Below are 12,377 nucleotides of genomic sequence, written 5' to 3' on the forward strand. Positions count from 1 at the left end.
ATCGAGCTCCATGGACGGTTTATGGCGTGTCGCAGAAAAAATGTACGCAGCGATTGCGCCTTCGAAGCTCCGTTTCCGTTCTTACGGCCGGATACTAATACCATCAGCAATCAGTTTGGCTTTTAACGCCGCAATTTCAATTATACCTTTATGAAACACACTGGCCGCCAGGGCGCCGTCAACGTCGGCCTTTTCAAATACGTCTGTAAAATGCTGCATAGTACCGGCGCCACCACTGGCAATTAATGGCACAGTACAAATATCGCGGATGCTTCTTAACTGGGCGATATCATACCCCTGGCGAACACCGTCCTGATTCATGCAGTTAAGCACTATCTCGCCAGCACCACGGCTTAATACCTCGGCTACCCAATCACGGCTAAGCCATTGGGTTTTCTGCGTGCGGCTTTCGTCACCGGTAAACTGATACACCTGATACTGGCCCGAGACGACATCAAAAAAGCTGTCGATACCTACCACCACACATTGCTGGCCAAAGTTGTGATTCAGCTCGTTAATCAGCTCTGGCCTTGCCAGAGCAGGGCTATTAACTGAAATTTTATCGGCGCCCATTTCTAAAATCTTACCTGCATCAGCTATCGTTTTAATACCACCGGCGACACAAAACGGAATGTCGATCACTTCTGCTATACGCCGTACCCAGCTTTTATCTACCACGCGGCCATCGCTCGACGCAGTGATATCGTAAAATACCAACTCGTCAGCGCCGGCCTCGGCATAGCGCTGTGCCAAAGGTACTATATCGCCAATAATTTCGTGGTTGCGAAACTGTACACCTTTAACCACTTTGCCATCGCGTACATCCAGGCAGGGAATTAACCGTTTTGCCAGCATGCTATGGCCTCCTGCAAAGTAAACTTACCTTCTAGCAACGAGCGGCCCAAAATAACCCCTGCTACGCCGCTGCCAATTAAGGCGCGGATATCATCGAGCGAGCCAATGCCGCCGGAGGCCTGCCACTGAATTTGCGGGTAGTGAGCAACCAGCTCTTTATAAAGCTGCACGTTAGAGCCACTTAAGGTACCGTCTTTGCTGATATCAGTGCATAGCACATGCTGAGCGCCAGCGGTGATATAGCCGTCCAGCACCTGTTCCAGCGTAATATCAGACTGTTCTATCCAACCATGTGACGGCAGGGTTTTCTCACCTTTTTCATTGATGGCAACATCCAGCGCCAGCACAATTTGCTCGCCGCCGTATTTGCGCACCCAGCTTTGCACCAGCTCGCTTTGGCGAATGGCCAGGCTGCCAATAACCACACGGCCTGCGCCGGCGTCGAGTAAGTCAATTAAGTCCTGCTCGCTGCGCACTCCGCCGCCTACCTGAATATGCAGCGGAGCAGCGGTCATCAGTTCAGTTAATAATTTCAGCTGTCGTTTAGTTGCATCTTTAGCGCCGGATAAATCAACAATATGCAGCCAATCGGCACCGGCCTGAGCGTATTGGTTACGCAGATTAATAGCTCTGAAAGCATATTCAGTTGTATTGTCATAGCGGCCCTGATAAAGCCTAACCACATTACCGTCAATAAGATCGATTGCCGGAATAATCATAAACGCCACTCCAGAAAGTTCTGTAATAAACGCGCGCCGGTTTTGCCCGAGCGTTCTGGGTGAAACTGGGCACCGGCAACATTATCTTTGCCAATCACTGCGGCAAAATCGCTGCCATAATGGCATAGCGCAAGTGAATACTGGCTGGACGCAACAGCAAAGCTGTGAACAAAATACATATAGTCTGTTTCGTTAAAACCACGCATCAGAGCATGATTGCTGATATTTTTCAGCGTATTCCAGCCCATATGTGGCAAGCGCAAACCCGCGCTTTGCATCGGCAATACTTCACCGGGGATCAGGTTTAAACAAGGCACATCGCCTTCCATGCTGTGGCCGGTTAGCAGTTGCATACCCAAACAAATACCCAGTAGCGGTTGTTGCAGGCTTTGTAAGGTGTCAATCAGTTCAGCCTGTTGCAGCTTGGCCATGGCGTTGTGCGCGGTGCCGACACCCGGCAGCAGCACTTTGTCTGCTGCTTTAATCCGCTTTGCCTCACGGCTTATCGTGGCATCTACGCCCAGGCGTTTAAAAGCAAAATACACCGAGCTGATATTGGCGCAGCCGGTATCAACAATCACCAGTTGCATTACAACACTCCTTTTGAGCTTGGTAACGCTTCGCCCGATACGGTAATGGCCTGACGAAGTGCACGGCCAAAGGCTTTAAACAGGCCCTCTACCTTGTGGTGTTTATTGCCTTCGGTAATGCTCAGGTGCAGCGACATCAACATGGCATCGCTTATTGATCTGAAAAAGTGCGGCACCATTTCCAGTGTTAAACCGCCAACGGCGCCATCGCCCAGCTCGCCGTTAAATACAAACAATGGCCGGCCGGATAAATCCAGTACACATTCGGCACGGCATTCATCCATTGGCAGCACAAAGCCAAAGCGGTTAATACCACGCTTATTGCCCAGCGCCTGCTTTAATGCCTGGCCCAGCGCCAGTGCGGTGTCTTCCACACTGTGGTGATCATCAATGTGGTAATCGCCGGTAACTTTTACCTGCAGTGAAAAGCCGCCGTGTGTAGCAATTTGCTCCAGCATATGGTCAAAAAAGCCAACACCGGTGCCGAAAAAGTTGTTGCCGCTGTTATCCAGATCAACGCTGATTTCAATATCGGTTTCACGTGTGGTACGGCGCACTGTAGCTTTGCGACCGCGGCTTAGCAGTTGTTTGGTAATCTCGCTCCAGCCCAGCGTAGCGCGATCGTAACGAAAGGAGGGCAAGCCCATATTTTCCGCCAGCTGCACATCAGTTAAGCGATCGCCAATCACGTAAGAGTTGGTAAAGTCGATCTTACCCTGTTGCAGGTAATCTTTTACCAGCCCCAGTTTCGGTTTGCGGCAACTGCAGTTGTCACGCTCAAAGTGCGGGCAAATTAATACATCGTCAAAGGTAATGCCCTGCGAGGTCAGCAGCTGCATCATCTTGTTGTGCGGCGCGTCAAAGGTTTCACGCGGGAAGCTGTCAGTACCCAAGCCATCCTGGTTGGTTACCATTACCAAACGGTAACCGGCGGCCTGTAATTTTAATAATGCCGGCACTAAACCAGGCTCATAGGCCAGTTTTTCCAGGCTATCCAGTTGTTTGTCTATTGGCGGCTCTTCTACCATGGTGCCGTCGCGGTCAATAAATAAAATAGGTTGGCCACTCATGCGCGTTCTCTCTGTGCTGTTTGCTGTAATGCTGCCTGTTGTAAGGTTGCCGGTGAATTAAAATAGTCGTCCATTACGCTGTATAGCGCCTGCATTTCAGCCGGGCTGCCGATAGATACCCGCACCACCTGTGACAACCCCAACTGACTGGATTGATTACGAACTAAAATACCGTGCTGTGCCAGTGCAGCTACGCATGCTGCCGCATCGTCTACTTGCAGCAACACATAGTTGGCATTGCTGGGCCACACTTTACTAATGCCGCTACGCTGCCTTGCGTAAGCAATAAACTCGGCCCGCAGCGCGTTTATCGTTGTTACCGTGCTTTGCATCACCGCGACAGACTCTGCCGTTAAGGCTTGTGCAGCAATTTGCGCCACCGGCTCGGCCAGCGGGTAGGGCGCGATCATTTGTTTTAACGCATTAATAATATCCGGCGCCGCCAGCGTAAAACCACAGCGCAGGCCTGCCAATGCAAAGGCTTTAGACAGCGTACGTAGTATCACCAGGTTAGGATACTGTGGCAGCAAATCAACCACCGACGCTTGCGGCGCAAATTCAATATAGGCTTCGTCCAGTACCACTAAAGCGCTGTCTTTGTAGTGCTCCAGTACAGCAATAATTTGCTCGCGTGGGATCAAATCGCCGGTGGGGTTATTCGGGCTACAAATAAACACCAGTTTGGGCGTAGTCGAAAACAACGCGGCTAAATCCAGCGTAAAACCGGCGGTGAGCGGCACTATATTCACCGGCACCTGGTTGCTTTGCGCGCTGATGGCATACATGCCGTACGTAGGCGGGCAAATGCTGATGCTGTCTTGTTTCGGCTCGCAAAAGCTGCGGATCAAAAGCTCAATACCCTCATCGGCTCCGCGGCTTACCAATACCTGCTCTGGTGTTACACCGGCGTAAGCTGCATAGCCGTTAATCACCGCTTTGGGCTGGCATGACGGATAGCGGTTAAAGCTGCCGCTAAGCTGATACTCCGGTGACAGTGCGTTTTCATTGGCATTAAGCCAGATAGCGCCGCCGCTCATACTGCTGCGGGCAGAGGCATAAGGCACTATAGCTTTTACCGCATCACGGGCCAGTGTATTAATACTGTTACTCATGGTTTATTCCTTTACTTCATCTGTCAGAGCGGCCAGGCGTAAGGTTACCGCGTTGGCGTGCGCCTGCAGGCCCTCGGCGGTGGCCAGCACTTCGATGGCCGGGCCTATATTGCGCATGCCCTGCGCCGATAATGTTTGCACTGTATAACGCCGGTAAAAGTCGGTTAATGACAAACTTGACACGGTTTTGCTGTAGCCATAGGTCGGCAGCACATGGTTGGTGCCGCTGGCATAATCACCGGCCGACTCCGGCGTCCACTTACCAACAAAGATACTGGCGGCGCTGGTAAATTGCTCTGTCAGCGCTTCATCACACGCGGTTTGCACAATTAAATGCTCTGGCGCATAGGCATTGGTTACCGCAACAGCCTGGGCTAAGTCGGCGGTTAAAATATAGCGGCTGTGGCTAAGGGCTACGGCGGCAATGTCTTTACGCGGCAGTTGTGCTAACTGGCTGGCAACTTCAGCTTGTACCGCATCAATTAGTGTTGCGCTGTCACTGACTAAGATCACCTGCGAGTCGGGGCCGTGCTCGGCTTGCGACAGTAAATCAGCGGCAACAAAGGCCGGGTTAGCGCTGCTGTCGGCCAGCACCAGCACTTCAGACGGTCCGGCTGGCATATCGATCATCGCGCCTTTGGCATCCTGGCTTACCTGCTGTTTGGCTTCGGTCACATAACGATTACCAGGGCCAAAAATTTTATCCACTTTGGCAATGGTGTCTGTGCCATAGGCCAGGGCGGCAATCGCCTGAGCACCGCCAATGGTATAAATTTCGTTGATACCACAAAGCTCAGCGGCATACAGAATTTCCGGCGCAATATCGCCTGCTTCGGGTTTACCAGGCGGAGTAACCAGCACAATGCGCTCACAACCGGCTAACTGCGCTGGTACACCCAGCATTAATACCGTTGAGGGTAGCGGCGCACTGCCGCCCGGAATATACAAACCCACTGCGGCGATGGCACGGCTTTTTAGCTGGCAGACTACGCCCTGGCTGGTTTCTACCTCGATATCACGTGGCAGTTGGGCTGCGTGGAATTTGCGGATATTGTCATACGCCAGCTCTATCGCCGCTTTGCGCTCTGGCAGTAAGCAGTTTAACTGTGCCAGTTTTGTTTCCGGGCTTAAGCGCAGCGGGTTGGCATTTAGACCATCAAACTGCTGACTGTATGCCACCAGTGCTTCATCGCCTTGCTGGCGTACGGTATCGATAATAGTGCGTACCTGAGCGTTTAAGCTGGCAGAGTCTGCAAGCTCCGGCCGCGCGAGTGCAGCTTGCTGCTCAGTGGCGGATAATTGGGCCCAGTTAAAAACACTGGCCGCAGGTAAACGGGCCATAGCTACTCCATCATCTTTTCAATTGGCAGTACTAAAATCGAGCTGGCGCCCAGCGCCTTTAGTTGCTCCATGGTTTCCCAAAACAGCGTTTCGCTGCTAACCACATGAATGGCCACCATATCGTTGTTACCAGCCAGCGGCAGCATTGTCGGGTTTTCGGCGCCTGGCAGCAGCGCAATCACCTCGTCTAAGCGCGCGCGCGGCGCATGCAGCATAATGTATTTGCTTTCGTTGGCCTGCATTACACCGTTGATGCGCGGCATCAGCTTGTTAATCAGCTTAAGCTGGCGCTCATCGGTAAGGTTTTTGCGCTGAATAAGCACCGCTTTACTGCGGTAAATTACATCCACTTCTTTTAAGCCGTTGGCCTCCAGCGTGGCACCGGTGGACACCAGATCGCAAATTGCATCGGCTAAACCGGCGCGTGGCGCCACTTCTACTGAGCCTTTTAAATTAACAATGCGGGCATTTACGCCTTGCTCTTTCAAATAGCGGGCCAGCAAGCGCGGATAAGTAGTTGCAATGGTTTTGCCCTCCAGTGAGGCTGCACCGCCATAATTTTCTTCCTGCGGCACGGCAATCGATAAGCGGCAGCCGCCAAAATCGAGCCGCTTTAAGACGGTGTAATCAAAGCTGTCGTTATCCAGCTTGCGCTGCAATGACTCTTCTTCCAGTACGTTTTCGCCAACAATGCCCAGATCACAGACGCCGTCCATCACCAGGCCCGGGATGTCATCATCACGTACGCGCAGGATATCAATATCCATATTCTCGACATGGGCGATAAGGCGTTGCTCGCGCAGGTTAATTTTCAGGCCACAGCTGGTAAACAGTGCCTGGGAGTCGACCGATAAGCGGCCGGATTTCTGCATGGCGATACGTAAGCGTTTAGATTCTGTTGCCGGACTCATAATGGTCTCCGTGACGATAATAAAATAAACAAAGTAATAAACAAAAACCCCGGCCTGGGCGCGGGGTTTTTGTTTATTACTTTACCACCGGAGCGCCAGACCATAGCCCTCCGACAAAGCGGACGGCTAGTACCTATGATGATGGCGCAGTACAGTAATAATATTCATATTCAGGGTTTTGCTGGTTAAGTTGCTATACAAGTTACCCTTATGCCGCAGCAAGTGCAAGCCTGTTTGCTTTTGAATGCATTACAGGTTTATTTTTAAGTGTTTGAAATTATATCGCTTTATTTATTTTCGTGCCAGGGCGGCAATAAATTATTTTCTTTGAAAATGCAGATATGGGAATTTAAAGTTCAAAAAACGGTCAACTTGTATAGTCAATGCAGTGTTGGGCTTAAGTTTATCGTCTGGCTGCCGATAACAGTAAATTGCTTTGAGGAGAAGCTGATGGACGCTTTTATGCCTTTTATCCAGCGCGTACCCGGTACGCCGGTCGAGCCTGATCCCAAACAGGTCGTGCCGGTGTTTAAAGACGCGCGCTTAAGCCCGATAAAACCGCATGAGCAGAAATACCTGATCCTCAGCAGGCCCACACATAAACGCGATCGTCGCCAGCAAGACTACCCGGCAGCACCTTACACCACACCGGAAGAAGATTTGCATGTTGATAAAGACGGCCATCTGGATATTTTTGTCTGAATTTGCCCGCTGTTAAGGCATAATAGCCGCCTTATTTTGCTGCCGGTTGTATCAGTGTTGCCTACTTTCTTTTATTACAAACTGAGTTGTTATGCGTAAGCAGGTTGCCAGCGCCTTTGCGCCGGGCGGTGCTTTAGCTGCGCATATTGCCGGTTTTAACGCCCGCGATGCTCAACTGCAAATGGCGCAGGCGGTAGCCGATGTGATCGAAACACCGGGCGCGCTGGTGGTAGAAGCCGGGACTGGTACCGGTAAAACCTATGCCTATTTAGTACCGGCGCTGCTAAGCGGGAAAAAAGTAGTGCTATCTACCGGTACAAAGAATCTGCAGGAACAGCTTTATTTCCGCGATTTGCCCAAGGTGGTTAAAGCCCTGGCCAGCCCGTTGCAGTTGGCGCTACTTAAAGGTCGTAGTAATTACCTGTGTTTGTTTCGCTTAGAGCAGCACTACAATCATGTGCCGATGCAGGACGACCAACTGATCCAGGATCTAAGCCTGATCAAAAAATGGTCAGCCGAAACCCAAAGCGGCGATATCGGTGAGTTAAGCTACATCAGTGAAGACTCCAAAGCGCTGCCCTATGTCACCAGCACCACCGACAACTGCCTGGGTAAAGACTGTCCGGTGTATGAAGACTGTCATTTATTAAAGGCGCGCAAAAAAGCTCAGGCGGCCGATTTGGTGGTAGTAAATCATCATTTATTTTTTGCCGACCTGGCATTGAAAGATACCGGCTTTGGCGAGCTACTGCCGCAAATGGATGTGATTATTTTTGACGAAGCACACCAATTGCCGGATATCGCCAGTGACTATTTTGGCGAGAATGTCTCCAGTCGCTTATTGTTGGACTTGTGCCGTGATATTGATGTTGCCTGCAAAACCGAACTGCGCGACCACCCGCAGCTGGCGAAAACTGCCGATAAAGTGGCGCAGTTGATAAAAGACTGGCGCCTGCAGTTTGGCAATGACGCTACCAAAGGCAATTGGCGTGAAGCCTATCAAAAACCTGAGATGCAAACTGCGCTGAACCGCGTTAGCGAAGCCATAGATATGTTGTATCTGGTGATGAAAAGCAGCCTGGGTCGCAGCGACTTGGTCGACAACGCCTTTGAGCGCTTAGCGCTGTGTAAAGCACGCTTATTAAAACTGACCGATATGCAGCAAAACGGCGTTAGCCTGTGGTTTGAAACCACCCGGTTGCACGTTAGCTTGCATTTAACGCCGCTGAGTATTGCCGATAAATTTCGTGACATTGTCGCTGCCGATAGCCGCAGTTGGGTGTTTACTTCGGCTACCTTATCAGTGAATAACGGCTTTAGTCATTATACTGCGCAGATGGGGCTGAATAACGCCAAAACCCTGCTGCTGGAAAGCCCGTTTAACTACGCTGAGCAGGCATTGCTGTGTGTGCCGCGCTATATGAGCGAGCCGCATGAGCAGGGCATGGCACGGCAGTTACTGCAAATTGCCGTTCGGCTGATTGAGGCCAATAACGGCCGCTGCTTCTTTTTATTTACCAGCCACCGTATGCTGCAACTGGTAGCGAAACAATTGCCGGATCTGGTACGGCAGCCGGTGTTAGTGCAGGGCAGCAGCGGCAAGCGTTTGCTGCTGGAGCAGTTTGTTAAACTGGACAACGCTGTGCTGCTCGGCACCGGTAGTTTTTGGGAAGGCGTAGACGTGCGTGGCGATACCTTAAGCTGCGTAATTATTGATAAACTACCCTTTGCCTCACCGGACGAGCCGCTGCTGCAAGCGCGTAGCGAAGACTGTACTATGCGTGGTTTGGATCCCTTTGCGCAAGTGCAACTGCCACAGGCAGTGATCACCTTAAAGCAGGGCGTAGGCCGCTTAATTCGTGATGTCACCGATCGCGGCGTGATGGTAATTTGCGATAATCGTTTAGTGACAAAGCCGTACGGCGAAGTATTTTTAACCAGCTTACCGCCGATGCGCCGCACCCGCTCGCTGGACGAAGCAGTAAGCTTTTTACAACAGATTAAACAGGACAACGAACGTGAATAAAAGCGCCGTGGCCGGCATAAAGTTACTTGCCTTAGACACCTCTACCGAAGCCTGCTCAGTAGCCTTGCAGGTTGGCACGGATATTTTAACCCTGGATGAAGTCTGCCCGCAGCAGCACAGTAAACGCGTGCTACCGATGGTACAGCAGTTGCTAAGTAAGGCTGGTATAAGCCTTAACCAACTCGACGGCATTGTATTTGGCCGTGGCCCGGGTAGCTTTACCGGAGTGCGTATTGGTGTGGGGGTAACCCAGGGCCTGGCCTTTGGTGCCGATATACCGGTATATGGCGTTTCCACTCTGGCGGCAATGGCGCAGGCCGCGCACCGGCTATATGCTGCTAGCCAGGTGGTGGCGGCAATAGATGCCCGTATGGCCGAAGTCTATATCGGTAGTTTCAGCATACAACAGGGCCTGATGCTGGCACTCAGCGGCGAAGTAGCCATTAAGCCACAGGATATCACCGGCTTTGATATCAGCGGTGAAGTCTATGCTGTCGGCACCGGTTGGCAAACCTATGCTGACGCCTTACTGCAAAAACAGCCTGCTGTTATCGCTAATGATATTTTATATCCGTCGGCGCAGGATATGCTCACTTTGGCGCTACCGGCACTTGATGCCGGGCAGTTTATTGCCGCAGAGCTGGCAGAGCCGGTGTATGTGCGTGATGATGTTACCTGGCAAAAACTGCCCGGAAGGGATACCCGTCCTACTTGAAACTGCAGCGGTGTTGGCCGCAATCGTGAACCTCAATCACATAGATAACTATGCTCATGGGGATTCACTCACTTGCCGCCTGGCTGCAGCTCCAACTAGTTAGGGTATAAAATAACTTGGTTATTAATGCTTTCTGGTTATAATTAAGCCAGTTTGCTTAAGTGATGATGCTATGACGTTAAACGTTAATCAGAGCCTGAATGCCTCCACCAACATTAGCAGCGTATTCGCTGGTAATGAGCCTCGCCGTGCGCCGCCGCGCAGTGAAACGGTTACCGAGGCGCCGCAAGGCCGTGGTGTACGTGCCAGCAATGAGGTGATAAGCCAACTGGACGATGAGCGTCGCCGGCAGGCAAACTTCAGCTCTGCCAACGATCGTCGCAGCCAACAAGCCATAGACGCCTACCAAAGCCAGGCCAATGAGCAACGCCGCAGCGAAGTTCAATCGATGCTCGGAGTCGATCTTTACGCCTGAGTAAAACCAATCATCGTTTCTGGCCGTAGTCTAAACAAAGATACTTTGTATAGAGACGGTTATGACTTCTACTTGTTTAATCACCGGTGCCAGCTCTGGTATTGGCCGTGAATTAGCACAGCATTATGCAGCCAATGGCTGGACCGTTTACGCTGTGGCCCGTTCGGCAGATAAGCTTGAACAGCTTAGCAAAAACGCCGGTATTCGCGCATTACCGCTGGACTTGACTGACAATACCGCTTTGCAGCGCTCGGCACAGCAATTAGCTGATGACGGCGTAGTGCTGGATTTATTGCTACTTAATGCCGGTACCTGTGAATATGTTGATGCTAATGATTTGGACTTAGCGGCGTTTGAACGCACCTTTGCCATTAACTTTCACGCTGTGGTGGCCGCTACCAAATACTTTATGCCGCTGCTAAAAGCGTCTTTAACACCGCAACTGGCAATTGTCAGTTCGATGGCGCACTTTTTCCCTTTCACCCGCAGCGAAGCCTATGGCGCCAGCAAAGCCGCAGTCAGTTATTTTGTCGATAGTTTACGGGTAGATTTAGCCGATAGCGGTATCCATATCAGTTTAATTGAACCGGGTTTTGTTGATACGCCTCTAACGCAGAAGAACGATTTCTCTATGCCGTTTTTAGTGCCGGTAAGCCAGGCTGCCAACCGCATTTATACCGGTTTAGCCAAGGGTAACAGCCGGATCCGTTTTCCGCGCCGGCTGAGCGTGTTGTTAAAGCTGTTGTCATTATTGCCGTATAACTTGCGTAACAGTGTGGCCAAAAGGATGAAGCAATAATGGCGGGTACTAAAGGTTTTAACTGGCGCGCCCTGGTGGGTTTTGAGTTGTGTTGGTTTGCATTAGTGTATTTTCAGCAACAGGCTGTATTGCCGGTGCTGGCTTACTTATTTTATGGTGTATGGCAGGTGGATAAAGCGGGGCGTATTGCAGTACTGCTGATATTGCTGGCAGGTCTTGGCATAGACACGCTGTTGCTGCGCCTGAACGTTATACAGTTTAGTGGTGACGCGTTGTTGCCGTTATGGTTTGTGCTGCTGTGGGCAGTTTTTGCTCTGGCTGCAGTGGAGTTTATGTCCAAAGTGCTGACTAAACCCTGGCTGGCAGCCATATTGGGTGCCAGTGGCGGGCCTTTATCTTACTGGGGCGGGGCGGCGCTTAGCGGTGGCGCCTTGCAGTTTCCGTTGCAGCTTTACTCTGCAGTCGTCTTAATTGTGGTCTGGGCGCTTATTGCCATAGCGCTTGGGCAAAGCAGGAGGTGGTATGGTAAAGCTGTATAGTTTGTTATTGCTGGCGGGCCTGGCCGGTAGCGTTAGTTTTAATGCGGCGGCTGTGCCTGAGTTGACAACAGTTGGCGAGGGCTCATACCGCTACCTGTTTTGGCAGTTATACGATGCCCGTTTAGCCAGTGAAGATGGTAAGTTTGAGAATTATCAGCAAAGTACACCTTTATTGCTGGAGCTGACCTATAAACGCGATATTACCAGGCAGCAGTTTATTGATGCCACTGTAGATGAATGGCAAAAATTGGGGCACAGCAGTAAAGCACAACAGCAGCAATGGGCGCAGCAGTTGCAAAGCCTGTGGCAGGATGTGCAGGAAGGCGATACGCTGGCGGCGCTGTTGCAAGATAATGGCGGTGTTAGGTTTTATTTAAATGGCACTGAAACCGGCGTATTGGACGACAGTGCTTTTGGCACGGCTTTTTTTGATATCTGGCTGCACCCTGATACCAGCGCACCTAAATTGCGCCGCCAGTTAATTGCAATAAATTGAGCTTTCATCTCAGTTAGAACCAATTTGCTCTAAGTTAACCGTTGAAGGCATGGATGCCTGACAAAT

General features: G+C 51.1%; 14 protein-coding genes. 7 read left to right on the forward strand and 7 right to left on the reverse strand.

Features of this window, described 5'->3' with window-relative positions; all coding sequences use genetic code 11:
- Positions 1-81 precede the first annotated feature (81 nt).
- Genes hisF through hisG form a run of 7 tightly spaced genes read right to left on the reverse strand, consistent with a single transcriptional unit; the run spans position 82 to position 6,598 of the window.
- Positions 82-855, reverse strand: a complete 774-nt coding sequence (hisF, locus tag MJX74_RS03595; protein WP_240220948.1) for an imidazole glycerol phosphate synthase subunit HisF — start codon at positions 853-855, stop codon at positions 82-84.
- The gene (hisA, locus tag MJX74_RS03600) at positions 837-1,574 is read right to left on the reverse strand and encodes a 1-(5-phosphoribosyl)-5-[(5-phosphoribosylamino)methylideneamino]imidazole-4-carboxamide isomerase (RefSeq protein ID WP_068230218.1); all 738 of its coding nucleotides are present in this window, start codon (positions 1,572-1,574) and stop codon (positions 837-839) included. The genes hisF and hisA overlap by 19 nt, the downstream gene beginning before the upstream one ends.
- Positions 1,571-2,164: an imidazole glycerol phosphate synthase subunit HisH gene (hisH, locus tag MJX74_RS03605; RefSeq protein WP_240220949.1), complete on the reverse strand. Its 594-nt coding sequence runs from the start codon at positions 2,162-2,164 to the stop codon at positions 1,571-1,573. Before hisH ends, hisA begins: the two co-directional genes overlap by 4 nt.
- Positions 2,164-3,234: a bifunctional histidinol-phosphatase/imidazoleglycerol-phosphate dehydratase HisB gene (gene hisB / locus MJX74_RS03610; RefSeq protein WP_240220950.1), complete on the reverse strand. Its 1,071-nt coding sequence runs from the start codon at positions 3,232-3,234 to the stop codon at positions 2,164-2,166. Before hisB ends, hisH begins: the two co-directional genes overlap by 1 nt.
- Entirely contained in the window at positions 3,231-4,346 is a 1,116-nt protein-coding gene (gene hisC / locus MJX74_RS03615) for a histidinol-phosphate transaminase (protein ID WP_240220951.1), read from the reverse strand. Before hisC ends, hisB begins: the two co-directional genes overlap by 4 nt.
- A 3-nt stretch (positions 4,347-4,349) precedes the next feature.
- On the reverse strand, positions 4,350-5,687 hold the full coding sequence (gene hisD, locus MJX74_RS03620) for a histidinol dehydrogenase (RefSeq protein WP_240220952.1): 1,338 nt from the start codon (positions 5,685-5,687) through the stop codon (positions 4,350-4,352).
- A 2-nt stretch (positions 5,688-5,689) separates the two neighbouring features.
- Complete coding sequence (hisG, locus tag MJX74_RS03625) at positions 5,690-6,598, reverse strand: ATP phosphoribosyltransferase (RefSeq protein WP_240220953.1); 909 nt, start codon at positions 6,596-6,598, stop codon at positions 5,690-5,692.
- 450 nt (positions 6,599-7,048) lie between these two features.
- On the opposite strand from hisG, the gene MJX74_RS03630 reads away from it, so the two are divergent.
- From MJX74_RS03630 to MJX74_RS03660, 7 genes are all read left to right on the forward strand, one after another.
- Positions 7,049-7,300, forward strand: coding sequence for a hypothetical protein (locus MJX74_RS03630; protein WP_240220954.1), 252 nt, complete (start codon positions 7,049-7,051; stop codon positions 7,298-7,300).
- A 91-nt stretch (positions 7,301-7,391) separates the two neighbouring features.
- Positions 7,392-9,326 (forward strand): DNA repair helicase YoaA, encoded by a 1,935-nt coding sequence (locus tag MJX74_RS03635; protein ID WP_240220955.1) that lies wholly within the window; start codon positions 7,392-7,394, stop codon positions 9,324-9,326.
- Positions 9,319-10,041, forward strand: a complete 723-nt coding sequence (gene tsaB / locus MJX74_RS03640) for a tRNA (adenosine(37)-N6)-threonylcarbamoyltransferase complex dimerization subunit type 1 TsaB (RefSeq protein ID WP_240220956.1) — start codon at positions 9,319-9,321, stop codon at positions 10,039-10,041. Before MJX74_RS03635 ends, tsaB begins: the two co-directional genes overlap by 8 nt.
- A gap of 172 nt (positions 10,042-10,213) precedes the next feature.
- A complete protein-coding gene (locus MJX74_RS03645; protein ID WP_240220957.1) occupies positions 10,214-10,516 on the forward strand; it encodes a hypothetical protein in 303 nt (100 codons plus the stop codon).
- A 61-nt stretch (positions 10,517-10,577) separates the two neighbouring features.
- Positions 10,578-11,315, forward strand: a complete 738-nt coding sequence (locus MJX74_RS03650; protein WP_240220958.1) for an SDR family NAD(P)-dependent oxidoreductase — start codon at positions 10,578-10,580, stop codon at positions 11,313-11,315.
- Positions 11,315-11,815 carry a DUF2878 domain-containing protein gene (locus tag MJX74_RS03655; protein WP_240220959.1) on the forward strand — a complete coding sequence of 167 codons (501 nt, stop codon included), beginning with the start codon at positions 11,315-11,317 and terminating at the stop codon, positions 11,813-11,815. The genes MJX74_RS03650 and MJX74_RS03655 overlap by 1 nt, the downstream gene beginning before the upstream one ends.
- Positions 11,799-12,311, forward strand: coding sequence for a chalcone isomerase family protein (locus tag MJX74_RS03660; protein ID WP_240220961.1), 513 nt, complete (start codon positions 11,799-11,801; stop codon positions 12,309-12,311). Before MJX74_RS03655 ends, MJX74_RS03660 begins: the two co-directional genes overlap by 17 nt.
- Positions 12,312-12,377: the final 66 nt, after the last annotated feature.

Source organism: Rheinheimera hassiensis (assembly GCF_022436675.1).
Lineage (GTDB): Bacteria > Pseudomonadota > Gammaproteobacteria > Enterobacterales > Alteromonadaceae > Alishewanella > Alishewanella hassiensis.

Coding starts and splice junctions, on each gene's coding strand:
- MJX74_RS03660 (WP_240220961.1), top strand. CDS start 11,799: ATGGTAAAGCTGTATAGTTTGTTATTGCTGGCGGGCCTGGCCGGTAGC.
- hisG (WP_240220953.1), bottom strand. CDS start 6,598: ATGAGTCCGGCAACAGAATCTAAACGCTTACGTATCGCCATGCAGAAA.
- MJX74_RS03635 (WP_240220955.1), top strand. CDS start 7,392: ATGCGTAAGCAGGTTGCCAGCGCCTTTGCGCCGGGCGGTGCTTTAGCT.
- hisC (WP_240220951.1), bottom strand. CDS start 4,346: ATGAGTAACAGTATTAATACACTGGCCCGTGATGCGGTAAAAGCTATA.
- MJX74_RS03655 (WP_240220959.1), top strand. CDS start 11,315: ATGGCGGGTACTAAAGGTTTTAACTGGCGCGCCCTGGTGGGTTTTGAG.
- hisH (WP_240220949.1), bottom strand. CDS start 2,164: ATGCAACTGGTGATTGTTGATACCGGCTGCGCCAATATCAGCTCGGTG.
- hisD (WP_240220952.1), bottom strand. CDS start 5,687: ATGGCCCGTTTACCTGCGGCCAGTGTTTTTAACTGGGCCCAATTATCC.
- hisA (WP_068230218.1), bottom strand. CDS start 1,574: ATGATTATTCCGGCAATCGATCTTATTGACGGTAATGTGGTTAGGCTT.
- hisF (WP_240220948.1), bottom strand. CDS start 855: ATGCTGGCAAAACGGTTAATTCCCTGCCTGGATGTACGCGATGGCAAA.
- MJX74_RS03650 (WP_240220958.1), top strand. CDS start 10,578: ATGACTTCTACTTGTTTAATCACCGGTGCCAGCTCTGGTATTGGCCGT.
- MJX74_RS03630 (WP_240220954.1), top strand. CDS start 7,049: ATGGACGCTTTTATGCCTTTTATCCAGCGCGTACCCGGTACGCCGGTC.
- MJX74_RS03645 (WP_240220957.1), top strand. CDS start 10,214: ATGACGTTAAACGTTAATCAGAGCCTGAATGCCTCCACCAACATTAGC.
- hisB (WP_240220950.1), bottom strand. CDS start 3,234: ATGAGTGGCCAACCTATTTTATTTATTGACCGCGACGGCACCATGGTA.